General features: G+C 41.5%; 14 protein-coding genes. 11 read left to right on the forward strand and 3 right to left on the reverse strand.

Features of this window, described 5'->3' with window-relative positions; all coding sequences use genetic code 11:
- Positions 1-67 precede the first annotated feature (67 nt).
- The 10 genes from NWE91_09320 (at position 68) to NWE91_09365 (ending at position 14,004) form a co-directional block, all read left to right on the forward strand.
- A complete protein-coding gene (locus tag NWE91_09320; protein ID MCW3986586.1) occupies positions 68-1,084 on the forward strand; it encodes a 5,10-methylenetetrahydromethanopterin reductase in 1,017 nt (338 codons plus the stop codon).
- A complete protein-coding gene (locus NWE91_09325; protein ID MCW3986587.1) occupies positions 1,077-1,316 on the forward strand; it encodes an Lrp/AsnC ligand binding domain-containing protein in 240 nt (79 codons plus the stop codon). The genes NWE91_09320 and NWE91_09325 overlap by 8 nt, the downstream gene beginning before the upstream one ends.
- Before the next feature lie 17 nt (positions 1,317-1,333).
- Positions 1,334-1,780: a CBS domain-containing protein gene (locus NWE91_09330; GenBank protein MCW3986588.1), complete on the forward strand. Its 447-nt coding sequence runs from the start codon at positions 1,334-1,336 to the stop codon at positions 1,778-1,780.
- Positions 1,777-2,022, forward strand: a complete 246-nt coding sequence (locus NWE91_09335; GenBank protein MCW3986589.1) for an Lrp/AsnC ligand binding domain-containing protein — start codon at positions 1,777-1,779, stop codon at positions 2,020-2,022. The genes NWE91_09330 and NWE91_09335 overlap by 4 nt, the downstream gene beginning before the upstream one ends.
- A gap of 71 nt (positions 2,023-2,093) precedes the next feature.
- Positions 2,094-2,927: a F420-dependent methylenetetrahydromethanopterin dehydrogenase gene (locus NWE91_09340; GenBank protein MCW3986590.1), complete on the forward strand. Its 834-nt coding sequence runs from the start codon at positions 2,094-2,096 to the stop codon at positions 2,925-2,927.
- 210 nt (positions 2,928-3,137) lie between these two features.
- Positions 3,138-5,831, forward strand: coding sequence for a bifunctional acetate--CoA ligase family protein/GNAT family N-acetyltransferase (locus NWE91_09345; protein ID MCW3986591.1), 2,694 nt, complete (start codon positions 3,138-3,140; stop codon positions 5,829-5,831).
- 539 nt (positions 5,832-6,370) lie between these two features.
- Positions 6,371-7,585, forward strand: coding sequence for a bifunctional phosphopantothenoylcysteine decarboxylase/phosphopantothenate--cysteine ligase CoaBC (coaBC, locus tag NWE91_09350; GenBank protein ID MCW3986592.1), 1,215 nt, complete (start codon positions 6,371-6,373; stop codon positions 7,583-7,585).
- A gap of 173 nt (positions 7,586-7,758) precedes the next feature.
- A complete protein-coding gene (locus NWE91_09355) occupies positions 7,759-8,673 on the forward strand; it encodes a hypothetical protein (protein ID MCW3986593.1) in 915 nt (304 codons plus the stop codon).
- A 278-nt stretch (positions 8,674-8,951) separates the two neighbouring features.
- Complete coding sequence (locus tag NWE91_09360) at positions 8,952-13,130, forward strand: carbon-nitrogen hydrolase family protein (GenBank protein ID MCW3986594.1); 4,179 nt, start codon at positions 8,952-8,954, stop codon at positions 13,128-13,130.
- Between the two features lie 376 nt (positions 13,131-13,506).
- Positions 13,507-14,004, forward strand: a complete 498-nt coding sequence (locus tag NWE91_09365; protein MCW3986595.1) for an N-acetyltransferase — start codon at positions 13,507-13,509, stop codon at positions 14,002-14,004.
- 181 nt (positions 14,005-14,185) lie between these two features.
- On the opposite strand, the gene NWE91_09370 is transcribed toward NWE91_09365, so the two are convergent.
- On the reverse strand, positions 14,186-14,590 hold the full coding sequence (locus tag NWE91_09370; GenBank protein ID MCW3986596.1) for a VOC family protein: 405 nt from the start codon (positions 14,588-14,590) through the stop codon (positions 14,186-14,188).
- Positions 14,591-14,928: 338 nt separating this feature from the next.
- Here NWE91_09370 and NWE91_09375 point away from each other — a divergent pair, with 338 nt between their 5' ends.
- Positions 14,929-15,270, forward strand: a complete 342-nt coding sequence (locus tag NWE91_09375; protein ID MCW3986597.1) for a hypothetical protein — start codon at positions 14,929-14,931, stop codon at positions 15,268-15,270.
- A gap of 234 nt (positions 15,271-15,504) precedes the next feature.
- Here the strand turns inward: NWE91_09375 and NWE91_09380 are convergent, their stop codons facing one another.
- Positions 15,505-16,887, reverse strand: coding sequence for an NAD(P)/FAD-dependent oxidoreductase (locus tag NWE91_09380; protein MCW3986598.1), 1,383 nt, complete (start codon positions 16,885-16,887; stop codon positions 15,505-15,507).
- A gap of 152 nt (positions 16,888-17,039) precedes the next feature.
- Positions 17,040-17,318 carry a UPF0147 family protein gene (locus NWE91_09385; protein MCW3986599.1) on the reverse strand — a complete coding sequence of 93 codons (279 nt, stop codon included), beginning with the start codon at positions 17,316-17,318 and terminating at the stop codon, positions 17,040-17,042.
- Between the last annotated feature and the right edge of the window lie 35 nt (positions 17,319-17,353).

A 17,353-nucleotide genomic window follows, 5' to 3' on the forward strand; every position in this document is an offset into this window, starting at 1 on the left:
TTGCAAATTCCTTAAATTGCATGGGGCCGATGTTCCTTAGGAAGGGTTATGAAAGAGGTATCCTTAAATGATAAACTTTGGCATCGAATTCGTGCCCCGCGACCTCTATTGGAAAACCACCTTCTACGCTATCCAAGCAGAAAAAACAGGGTTCAACACTTTGTGGGTCACAGACCACTTCAACAATAGAAACGTCTACGTATCGTTAGCGATAGTTTCAGCCTATACTAACAAGATAATTTTTGGTCCAGGCGTAACAAACCCTTACATGGCACACCCAATAGTAACTGCTCAGGCAGTTTCAACACTAAACGAGATAGCCCCTGGTAGAGTAGTATGTGGAATAGGCGTTGGAGACAGAACAACATTAGAAATGGTTAGTATGAAACCGTCTAAACCCCTCGCAACTATAAGGGAGTCAGTTAAGATAATTCGGGAAATTACTTCTGGCAAAAAGTTGGAAATGCAAGGCAAAATCTTCACAATTTCGGGCGCCAAACTAAATTTCAAACCAGCTGGCGAAATTCCCATATTCGTCGGAGCTCAAGGGCCAAAAATGTTAGCCTTAGCTGCAGAAATCGGCGATGGCGTGCTAATCAACGCTTCACACACGAAGGTTGTGGAAAATGCCATCGAGTTCGTTAGAGAAGGAGTTACCAAGGCAGGAAAGAAATTAGAAGATTTGGAGATAGCAGCTTACACGTCCTTTTCGATTGCAAAAGAGCCAAACAAGGCGGCAAAAGCGGTTGTTCCAGTTGTATCATACATTGTTGCAGGATGCCCCGAAACAGTTCTCCAAAAACATGGAATTTCTATAGAAACTGGTACAAAAATACGTCAAGCCATCATCCGAGGGAAATGGAAGGAAGCCTTCTCACACATCACCGACGAAATGATAGAAGCCTTTTCGATATGTGGCAATCCGGATACAGTTGTAGAAAAGATTGATAGCTTAATCAAAGTGGGAACTACCCAAGTAGTTGTAGGGTCGCCAATTGGACCTAATATACGCAAATCTATCAATATGATTGCTGCAGAAGTATTTCCGCACTTTAGGAATAAGGAGGGAGAACTATATGATTGACGCATATGTTTTGTTGAGAGTTAAGCCAGGTATGGATAGATCTGTTTTTCAAACAGTTAAGAAATTGAAACAAGTGAAGGATTTGGAAACATTATATGGTGAGTATGATTTGCTGATGAAAATACAGGTTGAAACTATGGATGACTTGGACGCTTTTATTTTTGACACTGCTAGGGCGATACAAGGTGTAGAGAGGACGACCACTCTGATAACTATTGAGCCGCCAAGTTAATCTGAGAAGGAAAGAAAATGGAAGACAAGAAACCACCCTCTACCGTTCGAAGTGTTATGACCAAACTTGTCATTACGACAAAAACAGATAGTTCTGTACGTGAAGCAGCTGAGCTTATGAGAAAGAAAAATGTGGGCTCTATCGTAGTTACCTATGAAGGTAAACCAGTAGGCATCGTCACCGAGAGGGATATGGTGGAAAGAGTTGTGGCAAGGGGACTTGATGCTTCGAAAGTACAAATGAAAGAGGTTATGAGCAAATCATTGATTACTACGACAGGCGAGATGCAAATAATTGAAGCAATTCGGATGATGCAAAAGAAAAAGATACGGAGACTTTTAATTATGGAGAACAAGAAATTAATCGGAATAATTACTCAGAGAGACCTCCTTCGTGCCCTCGCGTTTCATGTGGTAATCTCTTTCAGACCCTTACTAGAAACAAATTGGGAAGCAAGCAAATGATTTCAGCTTTCACGCTAGTTAGAGTTTCTCCTGAGAAAAATGTGCACGTTTTCGAAAAAGTAAAGAAACTTCCAATGATAAAAGAAGCAACGTTAGTTTACGGCGAATATGACATCATTGTAAAAACTTGGACAAAAAACATGGAGGAACTGAACAAATTCATCTACAATGTACTCCGCAAAACTCCCTTTATAACTATGACAACCACCATGATTGTAGCAAGGATACCAAAGAAAGAATAGGTTCTGGCGTATGTATTTAGCAATATATATTATATAGACCATAGAATAAATTTGATTAAGCTGGGGTTCATTTGAACAGAGTTAAGATAGGAGTTTTTAAATGTGGCAACATCGGAACAGCCCCACTATTAGAACTACTTCTTGATGAATTAGCTGACCGCAAAGACATAACAGTGCGAACAGTGACAACTGGTTCCAAAATGGACGTTGAAGCCATTGAAGATGCCATAGAAAAAATCTTTGAATTCACCCCTGACATTGTGCTCTTCGTTTCACCAAACACGTCCGCACCTGGACCGGCCAAAGCCAGAGAGGTCTTGTCAAAGAAGAAAGTGCCTGCCATTGTTTTCACAGACGGACCTGGAAAACGTGTAAAAACTGAGATGGAAGCACAAGGATTAGGCTATGCAATAATCATGGGTGACCCGCTCATTGGAGCACGAAAAGAATTTCTCGATCCAATAGAGATGGCGATTTTCAACGCAAACGTAATAAAAGTTCTCGCAAGCACCGGAGTTTTCAGGTTAGTATTCAGAGAAATCGACAAGTTAATCTCAGCCCTAAAGACCGGATCAAGCCTCTCTATGCCAAGGTTAATAATCGACACCGATAGTGTTCGAGACTCTCAAAACTTCAAAAATCCGTATGCGAAAGCCAAGGCGATGGCTGCCTATGAATTGCTAAAGAAAGTTGCTGAAATCAATGTTCGAGCGTGCTTTATCGAGAAAGACAAGGAAAAGTATATCCCCCTTGTTGCATGTGCACACGAAATCGTTCAAGCGAGTGCTAATTTAGCTGAAGAGGCTAGGGAAATCGAAAAATATGCTGACACGCTGTTAAGAACGCCTCATGCTAAGGATGGTAGACTCAAGACGAAAGACAAATTAATGCTTCCACCAAAGTGAGGGAAGCAAAGAAGAAAACAAAATTTTTCGAAGTTCCATTCTTGCCGCTACAGTTTATCAAAACGACTTTTGGATTTTCTTTTTGTGGAAACTGGGAGATTCGAATAATATTTCTTTTGCGTGTGCAACGCTTAAAAAGGAATTTATTAGGGTGAAGTTGCCTTTTAAATAGTGAAGAGAAGTTTTGTGGAATGGAGGCAGTTTCAGAGGTTGGGCGTCGAAAACTTCGACAAGCTCTTTAGTCCGAGAAGAATAGCCGTCATTGGAGCAAGTGACAGAGAAGGATCTGTAGGCTCCAAACTGCTTCGAAACTTGATTGGTGTGGGATACAAAGGAGCAGTTTACCCCGTTAACTCTTTCAGGCGCACAGTGCACGGTATAACCGCCTACCCAACAATAGAACGAATCCCGCGACAAATAGACCTTGCAATCGTGGCGACACCGGCGCACACTGTTCCACAAATTGTTGAAGAATGCGGAAGAGCAGGAGTTTCAGGGATCATAATCATTTCAGCAGGTTTTAAAGAAGCTGGGGCAGAAGGAGAAAACTTTGAAAAACAAATTCTCGAACTCAGAAATCGTTATAACATGCGTATAATTGGACCTAACAGCCTCGGAGTAATACGCCCAAGTATCAAGCTAAATGCCACCTTTGCCAACAGAGCAGCTAACCAGGGAAAAATAGCTTTTATTTCGCAAAGCGCTGCGTTGTGTACCTCTGTTTTGGATTGGGCTTCCGAAGCTCAAGTAGGATTCAGTGTTGTAGTTTCGGTGGGTTCTATGTTGGATGTAGACTTCGGAGATTTAATCGACTACTTTGGAACTGACGCCCAAACAAGAAGTATCGTACTTTACGTTGAATCCATCAAGAATGCGAGAAAATTCATGAGTGCAGCAAGAGGTTTTGCTAGAGCTAAGCCAATCGTGGTGGTGAAAGCTGGAAGGTTCCGTGAGAGTGCAGAAGCAGCTATATGTCATACTGGTGCCTTATGCGGAGAAGATGCCGTTTATGACGCTGCTTTCAGAAGAGCTGGGCTTGTCCGTGTTGAAGCGATAAGTGACCTTTTTAATTGTGCTGAAACATTAGCCATGCAGCCAAACCCCAAAGGTTCTAACCTTACAATAATCACGAACGCTGGTGGACCTGGAATTATGGCGACAGATTCTTTGATAGCTAAGGGGGGAAAGCTTTCGCCTTTGAGCGATGAAACTGTCCAAGCTTTAAATGAAGTTTTACCTTCTTACTGCAGCAAATTGAATCCCATCGACATCCTAGAGGAAGCCACCACTGATAGGTTTAGAAAGGTTATGGAAATCTGCTTTAGAGACCCAGGCACTGACGGTTTTTTAATTATTTACACCCCTCAAGGAGCGTCCGACCCTGTTGAGACTGCAAAGGCGATAGCGGAGCTTTCAAAGAAAACTACGAAACCGATTCTCACTTCCTTGATGGGTGAAGATAGCTGTTGGAAAGCAAGAAAAATTTTGCGCAAGAACGGTATCCCAGCCTTTACGACCCCTGAACAGGCGGTCTCTACTTTCATGTACATGTGGAGTTATGCGCAGAATTTAGAGCTTTTATATGAAACCCCTGAAGAACTTTCAATTGAGCTGTCAATCCCCGTATTTCTTAGAGAGGTATTACAAAAAGCGTTTGAGGAAGGACGAACGGTCTTAACAGAGCCGGAATCAAAACAATTTCTTCAAGCATATAAAATCCCAACAATAAAATCCGTAGTTGCCAAAACTTCTAAAGGAGCTGTTGACGTCGCTTCAAAAATCGGGTACCCTGTTGTAATGAAAGCTCTCTCACCGCAGATAACTCATAAATCACGAGTTGAAGGAGTTATTCTGGATGTGCGTTCAAAAGAAGAGGTTGCAAAATCTTTTAAAGAATTGACTCAGAAAGTCAAAAAATACAAACCTCAAGCAGAATTTCAAGGTGTAATACTTCAGCCAATGATTAAGAAGAAAGGATACGAACTGTTAATCGGCTCTAAGAAAGATCCGCATTTTGGCTCTGTCATTGTATTTGGAATGGGCGGAGTGGCTGCCGAGTTACTGAAAGATGTAAGCATAGGGTTTCCCCCGTTAAATCAGGTGCTCGCAAGAAGGTTGATGGAGAAAACAGCAATATACAAACTCGTTTCCGACAAAAATGACCACCGTGTCAACACAAAGCTCCTTGAAGAAATCGTGGTGAATTTTTCTCAACTTGTGATAGACTTTCCTGAAATAAAAGAAATTGATATAAATCCTCTAATAGTTGACGAGAACGACGCTGTAGCAGTAGACACTCGTATAGTGATAGATACCAACAGAATTTCAGCTAAAGTTCAACCCCACGAACACCTAGTGATTGCTCCTTACCCAAAAAAGTACACCACTCAGTGGAAACTAAAGAATGGAAAACCCGTTGTTCTTCGCCCTATAAAACCTGAAGATGAAACCCTCCTCAACGAGCTATATCAATCCTTTTCTGAAGAAACAATGCGTTTCCGATTCTTCCAAATAATTAGAGAAATGTCCCATGATACTTTAACCCGATATTGCAACATAGACTATAACAGAGAAATCGCCATAGTAGCTGAAGTTGAAGAGGGCAAAAGGGGAAAAATCATCAGCGTAGCTCGACTTATTCTACAGCCAGGTCGGAAACTTGGAGAGTTTGCGGTTGCTGTAGGAGACCAGTGGCAGGGGCTTGGCTTAGGGTCAAAGCTAGTGGACTACATGGTTGAGATTGGCAAAGATATGGGGCTGGAAAGCATCTGTGGTGACATTATGTCGAGGAATCTCAAAATGTTTCGTTTGTGTACAAAAAAAGGCTTCAAAATGGAGCCCTTGGATGAAGAGGTTACGAGGGCAACGCTTGACCTGAAAACTCAAAATTGCACGCGCGCGTAATTCAGAAATTATCTCCTTGGCACCCATTTAGCACCCATTTTGGGTGACAAGACGGGGTTGTCACCAAGGACGTATGTCACCCATTTTTCCTGCAGCGTAAAATAATCTTTTCCATGCTGTTGGTGGAGGATTTCGCGGGCCTAGAACAGTTTAATGACTCGCGCACTTTTGCTGATCTCAATACCCCAGAGGCTTTTCGCCAATATCCATCCTTTTTTCTACGAGGTTGAAAATTCACTTCGTTTGCGTATATAGTGCTTATAAACGATGAAGAATGAGGTATTTCCCGAAAAAAAGAAGATCGCTCCAAGCAATGCGTGCTCACGCAATTGTCTTCTGAACCTAATAGAGGGGTCTTTGAGTTAGGCGTGTTTGATTTGGAATCTATTTCTACAAAAATATCTTGCAAAATTCAAATAACAATGAGAAAGAGTAAAAGTATGTGGGAAGAGGATTTATTGATATGCGTTCAAATCCTTCAAGTGATATAAAGAATATATCTTTGCTAGGGTGTCTATGAGTGAGGATAGGTTAAAATAATGGGGGATTTTGAAAGCCAAAAAGACCAAGACATAATTCGTCTTGGGGGTCATCTAGATAATAAGAAGATAGCACTATTTGTGACAGGCAGTATAGCTGCATATAAAACGCCGTCACTCGTCAGGCACTTTCGGCAATATGGAGCAGTTGTTCATGTTTATCTTACCGAAGAAGCACAAAAGTATGTTACCGAAGATAGTTTAGAATGGACTAGTACAAACCCAGTTATAACTAGACTTTCTGCTAAGGCAGAGCATTTGTACGAATTTGATGCTTATGTAGTTGCCCCGGCAACGCTAAACACCATCGGGCAAATGGCAGACGGAAAAGCAAGTAACGCAGTAACTAGCACACTTGCTTCTGCTCTAGGAAGACTTGAACGAGGTAGCGCTTCTATTTTGGTTGCACCAGCGATGCATGGAACACTGGAAAATAACCCTGCGTATCAACAAAATCTTCGAAAATTAAAATCCTATAATGTCAAAATTATCGAGCCTGAAAATAAATATGGCAAAGCAAATCTTCCAAGTTCACATAATATTGTTGTTGAAACGATCAGAGAATTAAGCGTAAGTCCTCTAAAGAGAAAGCGAATTCTTATCACTGCGGGACCAGCACCTGGGCGTATAGATAGTGTGCGATTGGTGACCAATAGATTTAGAGGTCGGTTAGGAATTGAGATTGCCGATGAAGCCTATATGAGGGGAGCAGATGTCAAATTGATTTTAGGTCCTAGTGGAATTCAACAGCCAACGTATTTAAATACGATATCAATAAGAGATTTCCATGAATACTATTCAAAAGTTATGGATATTCTCAAGAATAACTCTATTGAGATTGGGATTTTCTCCGCCTCGGTAGCAGATTATATCCCAAAAGAAGTGTTTGATGGTAAAATTCCTTCTCAAAGTGAGTTACAATCAATTCAACTAAAACAAACCCCCAAAGTCATCAAAGATGTGAGACAGAAATTTCCAAATTTACTTATAGTTGCGTTTAAATACGAAGAAAAGATATCAAGAGAAAAAATAGAAAAAATAGCTCAAAGTAGAGTAAAGCAAGGTTACCAACTAGTCATTGCCAACAGAGGCGAAGATATGACCCCATGGGGGGAGTATAACAGTATTATAGTGGACAAAAACGGTGTAGTTGCAAAACCATCATCAAAAAAAGAATGTGCGACATTACTCTTAGATCTTCTAGAAAAATCATAAATTACTTCGAGACAACCCTTTCCTTTTACAATGTTGTTTTCTAGTAAGCCTAACAGAATACTAATGCGCACGCGTATTGCGCTAGATTTGCAGTGAAATAGAAGAAAGTTCCAGATGGTTTATATTATTTATATGAGTGTTATATTATTACAGAATTGAAGGGAGAAAATACCATGAAGCTTCTGCTATCCAGAGAATCAATAGCAACAATCGTTTTGCTGATGTTGCTGTCGCTGAATGCCATTGCAGGCATGACGATCCTTGTTAGTGCCACAACAGCCATTAAAGACCCAACCGTTTACATCAACGGCAGTGGTTCTGTAGAAATAACTTGGAAATCTGGGAAGTCACAAACATATAGTTCCAATGCCTATGCAAACTTAGGTGGCTTGGACACTGTTACTATCACTCCAACCCATGGTTGGTATATCGATGCTGTTCTAATTGACGAAAATCCGCAAGAAATTTTAGACGAAGATGGATTCAGTCTCATCAATGTAAAAGCCAAAAGCATGGTTTCTGTCACTTTCCTGGAAAACGGCGGGATTGACGATGTGGAAACAGGGTCTAACGTGGAGGCTTATCCAGATCCTGATGTCGGCTTAATCTTCGATGATGTGCTAGTAAATGGGTTTGCATATGCGTATACAATTGGACTGCCGCACCCTGATCAAATAAGTGAAACTTGGGATATTCAAACAGACGCTATTTTCGATCAAAGCGTAACGGTAATACTAGTATTAAATCTCGTTGACTTAGGTGGTTCTGATCCGACAGCGCTGAGATTGTTTAGAACCGAATATGAGCTCGCGCGCGCGGACGTCAACTTAGACGGAAAGGTAGACGGAACTGACGTCTCCATTGTAGCCAATTCTAACCCCTCAGAACTCGGTGATCCAGAATACGATCCAAGACTCGATCTGAACGATAATGGCGTAATAGACGATGACGACGTAAACATAGTGAACAATTACGTTGGAGAATCAGTTTGGGAACCACTCGAATCGAGGGTTTTCTTAGATAATGACCTCGTCTACGTTTACGGAGTAACTGATCACCTCTCGTTATTCGGTGTTCATAAAAATTAGGCAGACCCCACTCACGCAAGGCGAGTAGCTGATTCACACTCGAGGTATTCACTATGTCTTCGGAGTGCATTCAAAGGCGCATGCAATGTAAACTGCGAATCAAAATCATACCCCTTTTTTCTTTGTTGTGTTGAGCCAGGTTTATTCAATTGGAAACCCTTTCAAACGATTAGTAGATGTTCTTCTAGACAACTGGTGAACTCCGAAAACATTACATGCGAGTGCTCTTAAAACATACAGATGTAAAACGTTACAGAGGGAACGGTGCTAGGCATTTCATGTTTTCTAGCTCTAATATTAAGTTCGTTATTAGGAAAGCAAAGGAGCACGAAAAACAATACAATTGGCTCAAAGCAGCAAAATTCTATGAACAAGTCTTACACACCAAATCAAGAAATGCTTCCTTTTCCGCAAAAACATGGCAGAGGATAGGTCTCTGCTACGATCGAGCGTCTAGACAGACTGGAGATATAGAAAACTTCAAGAAACTTAGACAGCTGGCAGTAGAAGCTTTCGAAAATGCAGCTGAACTCTACGAAAAGGAAGATAAATTAAAAAATCGAGCTGAAGCTTTGCTGAGCAAAGCTATCGCTAAGTACATACTCTCTTGGTCAGCATCCAACCCTTCAGAGAAGAAGAAAATACTTGATGAAAGTCGCACATTTGGAAACAGGGCCTTACAGGCAGACAGAAATGCGAGGGATAAATTAACCTATGGAAAGACTTGTAACAACCTGCTATTGTGTCTTTATGAACGCTTATATGTTACATCTGACGGGGAAGAAAAGCAACTCATAGCACAAGAAGGAATAAATTACAGCAAACAGGCCATCTCTGTCCTATCAAAGCTTGGTAGCAATAGTGAACTTGTCCTAGCCTATTCAGCAGCAAGCCTGCATAGCTGGTATGCCGCAAACATCAGTGAACAGGAAAAGAAGAGAAATGAGTTAGCCCAAAAAAGCTTGAGCTACTCAGAGAAAGCCGTGGCTCTTTCCAAGGATGTTGATGATCCCTATTACACTACGATGTCACGCTGGGCAGCAGCTCTAAGCACACTTTTCTTCGCAGGAAAAATCGAAGTATCATTGCAATATGCCCAGGAAATGCTGGAACAAGGGTCAATTGCAAGAGATAATTACTTAAAAGGTGTTGCGTGTTACCTCCTTACATTTATCACAGATTGGATCAAATCCCAAGAATCAAATGCAAGCAAAAAGAAGGAAAGATGCGAAGAGATCATCAGATATGCCAAAGAGGCTATACGCTATCTTACACTTGTCTCTCAAGATTCTATCATAGCAGAAACCTATCTGTTCTACGCTGAAAGCTACTCTTCATTAGCACATGATGTTGAAGCCGACATGGAAAACAAACGTGTTTTGCAAGAAAAAGCAGTGGGAATTGGACAGAAAGGATTAGAATATGCAGTCCGTTCAGGTTCCCCAGATGCTATGGGTTCTGCCCTCCACGCTTTAAGCAAAGCACTGCATTTTTATTCTAACTTGCAATCTGAAAAAGATGAAAAAAGAAAGATATTGAAAGAAGCTTTGATCAATAGAAACAAGTATATCGAAACTGTTCAAGCATCGTTTCCATCAAACTATTGGATTTTTGGTGTTGGCAAATACTATGCAGCATTAATGGAAGCAGAGTTAGCAAGATTAGAGGCAGATAGGAATAAGAAGATAGATCTTCTTGAAAAAGCTATCTCAGATATGTTTGATGGTGTTTCAAATTGCAAAAAATGGATTTCATCACGCTCTTCCCTCTTCCACAAAATCATCATTGCAGAATACCAAAACACGTTTGGAGACATACTTTGCCAGCTATATTCACTGAATCATGATGAAGCAAGTTTAGCCAGAGCAATTGAAGTTTATAATGATTCTGCCAAAAAATACAAGGAAGCTGACTTACCAAGTCGCGCTGCTGAGTCTTATTGGAAAATGGCGCGAAACATGGACCATCTTGGCAATCATGCAGAGGCTGCTGAAAATTTTGAAGATGCATCTACGCAATACAAGGCTGCTGCTAAAAAAATCCATCAGTTCGCTGATTTCTATGAAGATTATGCCATCTACATTAAGGCCTGGGCCGAAATCGAAAAAGCCAAAACTGCCCATAAGCATGAAGAATATGCCACTGCACAGCAACATTACCAAGAAGCAACAAGCTTTCTCACACAATCCAAAATGTGGAGCTATCTGTCTCCAAACTTCCATGCATGGTCACTTCTAGAACATGCAGAAGACTTGAGTAGAAAAGAAAGCAACACCAAGTCAATAGAAGCCTTCAGAGAAGCAGCAAGTCTGTTTGAAGAAATAGAAAAACACATCAAATTTGCACACTCACAACTTCAAAGCTTTGAAGTTAGAGACGAGAAGGAAATGGTAATTGAGTTAGTGGAAATCTCATATATAAGACGCGAATACTGTATCGGAAGAATTGCGATCGAAGAAGCAAAAATCCTTGACAGACAGGGCAACCATACTTCTAGTTCCGAAAAATATGCCTCTGCGTCCAAAAGATTCCAAAACGCAGTTGACGCCATGAAACATGAGGCAGATCGCCTAGAATTCAGACCGATAATTTTTGTCTGCAAAGCTTGGCAAATGATGACGCAAGCAGAAGCCGAAGCGTCGCCTGACTTATATTTAAAGGCTGCCAAATTTTTTGATGAAGCCAAAGAATATAGCCTCAGTGAAAGAGCAAAGATTTTGGCTTTAGGGCATAGTCGATTTTGCAAAGCACTTGAAGCTGGGATGAGATTTGAAGCCACAAGAGACAGAAAGTTGCATTTATCTGCAACTCAGCATCTTGAAAGCGCTGCAAACTACTACATAAAAGCTGGGTTCAAAACAGCCTCAGAATACGCTGTCGCCACCCGACGCCTTCTTGATGGCTACATATATATGGACAGTGCCAATATCGAAACAGATCCCGAGAAGAAAGCAAGATATTATGTAGTCGCTGAAAAGGTCCTTCAAGCTTCAGTGGAATCATACTTAAGAGCACAACACCCTGAGAAAGCTCAGCAGGTTCGCCAACTTTTAGATAGAGTTAGAGAAGAACGAACTCTAGTAACATCATTAAGCGAAGTCTTACACGCACCAACTATTGCCTCATCAACGACGAGTTTTATCACACCAACACCAACGCGCGAAAATGCCGTTGGACTGGAGAGATTTGACCACACTAATGTCCAAGCTCATCTAACAATTCCAGAAGAAGTAACTATGGACGAAAATCTCCAAATCCAGTTAGATCTCGTTAATGTTGCCAAAAACTCTGGGTTACTCATCAGAATTGACGATATTCTTCCTGAAGGATTCATTTTAACTGAAACGCCTCTCGAATATAATGTAAAGAATGGTTCAATCGATCTGGGAGGAAAAAAGTTTGAACCCCTTAAAGTCGAATCAATAAAAATCTCAGCTCGAGCGACTGATTTTGGGATCTTCAAGGTGAGCCCTCAGGTAATATACATCGACGAAGCTGGGAAATTTCGAACTTGCAGTCCACAACCTGTGAATCTAAAAGTGCAAGCCCCTGCACGGATTGCTAGAAAGGGAGGTTTTAAGAGGAAATATGAGCTTGTCTACAAGGACCTGCTCAAAGAATACCCACGAATGCCAAAGAGTAATTGTAGAGTCGCCATCGCACAAATTGTTTTTTCTAAATCAGGTGATGTCTTAAACGAGTTTTACGAGGAGAAAGCCCCGGGTCTCTTTAGCTTCCGAAAAGACAAAATTGAAACTGCTAGATTGAAAGTAAAAAACATGATACAAATCGCCCATACAAAAGAAGTCAATGTATTACTCTTTCCAGAACTAACCGTTGACCTTAGCTACAGCGCATTATTAAGAGATATAATCAACTTGGCAAAAGCCTACGAAATGTATATAATCCCGGGATCATATCACGACCAGAAAACAAAACAAAACATCAGTCTAGTCATAGGGCCTACCGGAATCCTTTGGCGACAAGAAAAACATATTCCAGCAATTATCCACCATAAAGGCAAGAGATTCAACGAGGGAATAGATGTTAGAGAAATTCCCAGAAAAATTTTCGTCTGCAACACGGAGTTCGGAAGAATAGCGATTGCTATATGCCGTGACTTTCTTGACATGGATCTAAGGGTGGAGTTGAAAAACTTTGAACCTCCAGTGGACATTGTCTTAAACCCAGCCTTTACTCCAGTAACAGCTGATTTCCAAGCAGTCCACTTTGATGCCCGTAGGTCTATCTATGCCTACTGCTTTTTCGCCAATGTTGCAGAATTCGGCGAATCTATGATATTCACACCGGAAAAAGAACGCGTAGAAAGGAGGATTCCTGCAGGAGAAGAGAGCATTATCTTCAAAGATGTAGACTTCTTCAAACTTCGTTCAGCACGTAAAAAATGGGAAAAAGAAAAGAGAGGAGAAAGAAGATTCATCCAAAGCACGAGATAGCTACGATTGAAAATCGTAAAACTAAAGACATACTTTATGCACACGTGCATTTAGAGTGATCTAAGAGAACAAGGAGACCTACAGCTGCTCTTCTACCAAAGAAGAAAGAGAAAAGCTACATCTTTCTAAGAATTATTTAAAGCGACAATCAAAGAAATAACTACTGCAAGAGAAAAAAAGGGCGAATGCGGGCAACACCATCACTGATCACTTGTAACAATCCCACTCCACCACCTCTTTTGTCATGTACTATTCTTCGCAGGAAACCTCATTAACTAAGACTTCAAAAAACTAAAAAGCGTAATTCTTAAGTTCCAGAAAGATCAATAGGATAGCTCTCAACAATCAAGACACCGAAATTCAAAAGATGACGAAAATGACACATCAAGAGAGAGAAGAAGTGAATTATCAAGATATTCATCCAACTGCAATTATCGGAGACGGAACAAAGATCTATAACTTCGTATACATAAGTGAATATGTAACAATTGGGCGAAATTGTTTAATCGCCAATTTTGTTCATATTGACCACGATGTGAAGATAGGAAATAACTCCAAAGTAATGTGCATGGTTCATATTCCAGAGTACACAAAAATCGGAAACAACTGTATGATTTACCCCAACGTTTGCCTCAGCAACGAAAAATACCCTCCAACTGGGAAAAAGGTTGAGGTAGTCATCGAAGATAACTGTATTGTTGGTACCGGAGCTATCATTAATGCTGGTGTAAGGTTAGGTGAAGGATGTGTAGTCGGGGCAGGCAGTCTTGTCACAAGAGATGTGGAACCTAGAACAGTCGTTTTTGGCCACCCAGCTCACAGACAGTATTCGAGAGAAGATTATGATAAAAAGCAGAAAGAATTTCTTTCTTAACGATGCATTCAATGTTTACGATGCATTCGCGAATAGGTCGAGGCTTGACTTTTTCTGCAGGTTCTGGCGTAAGCTCTCAACAAATTTGTCAACATTCTTGCTTGGGACATTTCCGCAGAAATCAACCTCCTTCAAAATGCATGCATGCGTAATCAGCTAAACATACATCGCGCGCGCATTATTAGTGAGCATAATTTCGTGTGTAGTGTTTAGGGTCCTGAACGACCTCTAACTCGTTGTTATCGGGATCTAAGAAGTCAGCGACTATGCCACCCCATGGCATTTTGGTTGGCTTCAGAGTGAATTCTACTCCTCGTTTCTTGAGTCTTTCATAGAGTGCGTAGATGTCGTCCGTATCGAAGACTATCCCAGTTCGTCTTTTCCTCTTAGATTTCTTGCCAGTGGCATGCAAACCAATCTTGGCTAAAGGCTCATCTGGGCCAACTTCTGCATGGTTGAACCCTCTAGCGTTAAGGGCTACTGGTAAGCCAAGGATTTCATTGTAAAAACGCAGAGCTCTGTCCATGTCTGATACACGGATCATGGTCAACCAAAGACGAGTTATTCTACCTTTTTCTTCTTTCATTCTCACGCCTCGAAGTCAGATTATGAAGGAAGAACATTTTAGTTTTTGGCACGCGCGCGCACAATTCAGGGCTGATTAAGAGGTGCAGTCTTTAAGAAGTCAAAGGGAAAAAAATCCGTCAGAGTGGAGCTTGCTCACAAGGTGTGGTAAACGAGTTCAACCAAGAACTCAAACCTTGCAAGCTAAACTCCATACACACTTCCTTTGTTGATGGTATAACATTTCGGTTTTCGTAATATTGAGATGTGTAAATTCTTACGTATATCGTAATATAGGTTAAATCTTTTAAGTACAAAGACATACACAAGTAACAAATAACTATGACAGGCGAGATTTCAATGGGAGAAAAAGTAAAGGAGAAGCAACTGGAAGAGCAGATTACAAAGGTCCTTACAACCTCAGAAATTGCAGCAATTAAAAAGATGCTTGAGAAAGACCATGCCATTGATTGTCTGTTTCTTTTGATTTTGGACAAGGGGAAATGGAAGAAGGCTAAGACCTACATGAATAAACATAATCTCACACTGAGTGACGGTACATATAGGTCCCGTATGATAGAAATTACTCAACTGGGCTTGGCGAAGGCTATTCCTATCGATCCTCTCAAGAAGAAGTATGCTATCACGAAGAAGGGTAAGAAGCTTGCTTTGGCGTTGCTTGAGTTGCTTCAAAACGTCTAGTTGAAAACGATAATTTTGTTTGTTCGATGTTGGGAATGGTGCCTTCCTACTGGGCGTTGCGTAACTTGTATTTTCTGAGAAATGTTCTTACTCGTATCGATTCAAGAATAGACGTTTCCGTCTGGGAATTAGTATTGAAAAGATTTGAGCAGAAGCTTCTTGCTGCTTAGGCGTTTGAAGCGTTGGTATAGTTGTAAAGCATGTATTCAGCTTGATGTGTCTGAGCGGGCGTCTTTAGCTTTTCCCTTTTTGTCTTTTCACTATTTGTCTGGCTGCAACTACGCCTGAAACCGATGCTTGAACTAGTCCTCGCGTCAATCCCGCCCCATCTCCAATAGTAAATAAGTTATGAATCGGCGTCTCCAAACATTCATTTAACTCTAGTCTTGACGAATAAAACTTCACCTCAACTCCATATAGCAATGTATCCCTCGAAGCCAAGCCGGGCGCAATTCTATCTAAAGCCTCCAACATTTCCCGGATATCCACCAAGTACCGGTATGGCAAGACAAAACTCAAATCTCCAGGTGTTGCACTCTTCAATGTAGGCGCTACTGTACTGCGACTAATCCTCTCCTCGGTTGACCGTCGCCCCGCCTCCAAATCCCCTAACCGTTGAATAATAACTCCTCCACTCAACAAGTTGGTCAACCGCGCAATATACTTACCATACGCAATAGGCTCCTTGAACGGCTCAGTAAAACTCGTGCTCACCAGAATAGCAAAATTGGTATTCGCGCTCCTCCTCTCCGAATAGCTCTGCCCATTCACCGTTAAAATACCATCATAGGACTCCGTGATAACTTCTCCATATGGAGCAACACAAAAAGTCCTGATAACATCATCAAAAAATTTTGAATAGTAAAAAAGTTTCGGCTCATACAAAACCTCCGTCAACTCCTCCAGAACCGGAGCTTGAACCTCCACCCGAACCCCCACATCAACTGGATTGTTCAACGTTTTCAAACCCAAAGCCTGAGCCTCACACTTCAACCACTCAGCTCCACTTCGTCCGGGCGCAACAACCACATACTTCGCAAAAAACCTCTCACCATTAACTGTTTCAACGCCTTCAACACGCTCATCCCTAACGATAAGCCCCTTCACCTCACTCCTTGTTCTCACCTCCACATTAGCATCCAAGAAACTCCGCATTTTCCGAAGCGTCTCAGCACATTTCTCAGTTCCCATGTGACGAACCTTTTGTCGAACCAGTTTCAAACCTGCAAGAGACGCCTTCCGCTCAATTTCCTCAATCCGATTCACGTCAACCCCATAAACGTTGTTCGGAGCACCAAATTTAGTGTAAATTCCATCAACATACTCAATCAGCCCTTGAAGCTCCTCCTCAGTAATGAATTTACCGAGCCAACCACCCACCTCCGTAGAAAGCGTCAACTTCCCATCACTGAACGCGCCCGCACCACCCCAACCATGAAGAACATGACATGGATCACAGTTAAGACATCCAAGCCCTCTACTAGCAGGACACTTACGCTTTTCAAGATCTACGCCTTTGTCGAGAATCAGAATATTCAGCGACGTATTTTCCATAAGCTCTAAAGCCGAGAAGATGCCAGCTGGCCCAGCACCCACAATTACGACGTCATATTTCAAGAGGCATCCACCAAAGACCTTACACAAAATAGCTTAACTACAATATATCTTTAGTGTCTTTCAAATTCGGGAATAAAATTTAGTTTGCCCACTAACAAAACCAGCAGGCATAGGGTTTCTCAAGCATCTGGCTCCATGAATTCCGCATTCCACTAGTCTTTGATGGCCTCTAAAAGGCTCATCACGTTCCAAAGCTTAACCCGAGTATAAGGCGGCATGTTTGGGTCTTGAAGAATCTCGTCAAGAATAGAAATCGCGTTTGAAGCCTTCACAGCAGGAGTCAACTCTCCACTCTGAAGCGTCGCCATCGACTCTTTGGCAGCCCGCCTTATGTTCCGTGGAGTTGTTCTGTCTTCAGAAATCTGACCTAACACTACCATAGCCTGTCCCGTTCTCTCTTCATATTCCTTTAATTTCTTCTTACTCACCATAAGCTGTGCCTCCACTCGACAAAATTGAGAGCAAG

It is taken from the genome of Candidatus Bathyarchaeota archaeon (assembly GCA_026014805.1).
Taxonomy (GTDB): domain Archaea; phylum Thermoproteota; class Bathyarchaeia; order Bathyarchaeales; family SOJC01; genus JAGLZW01.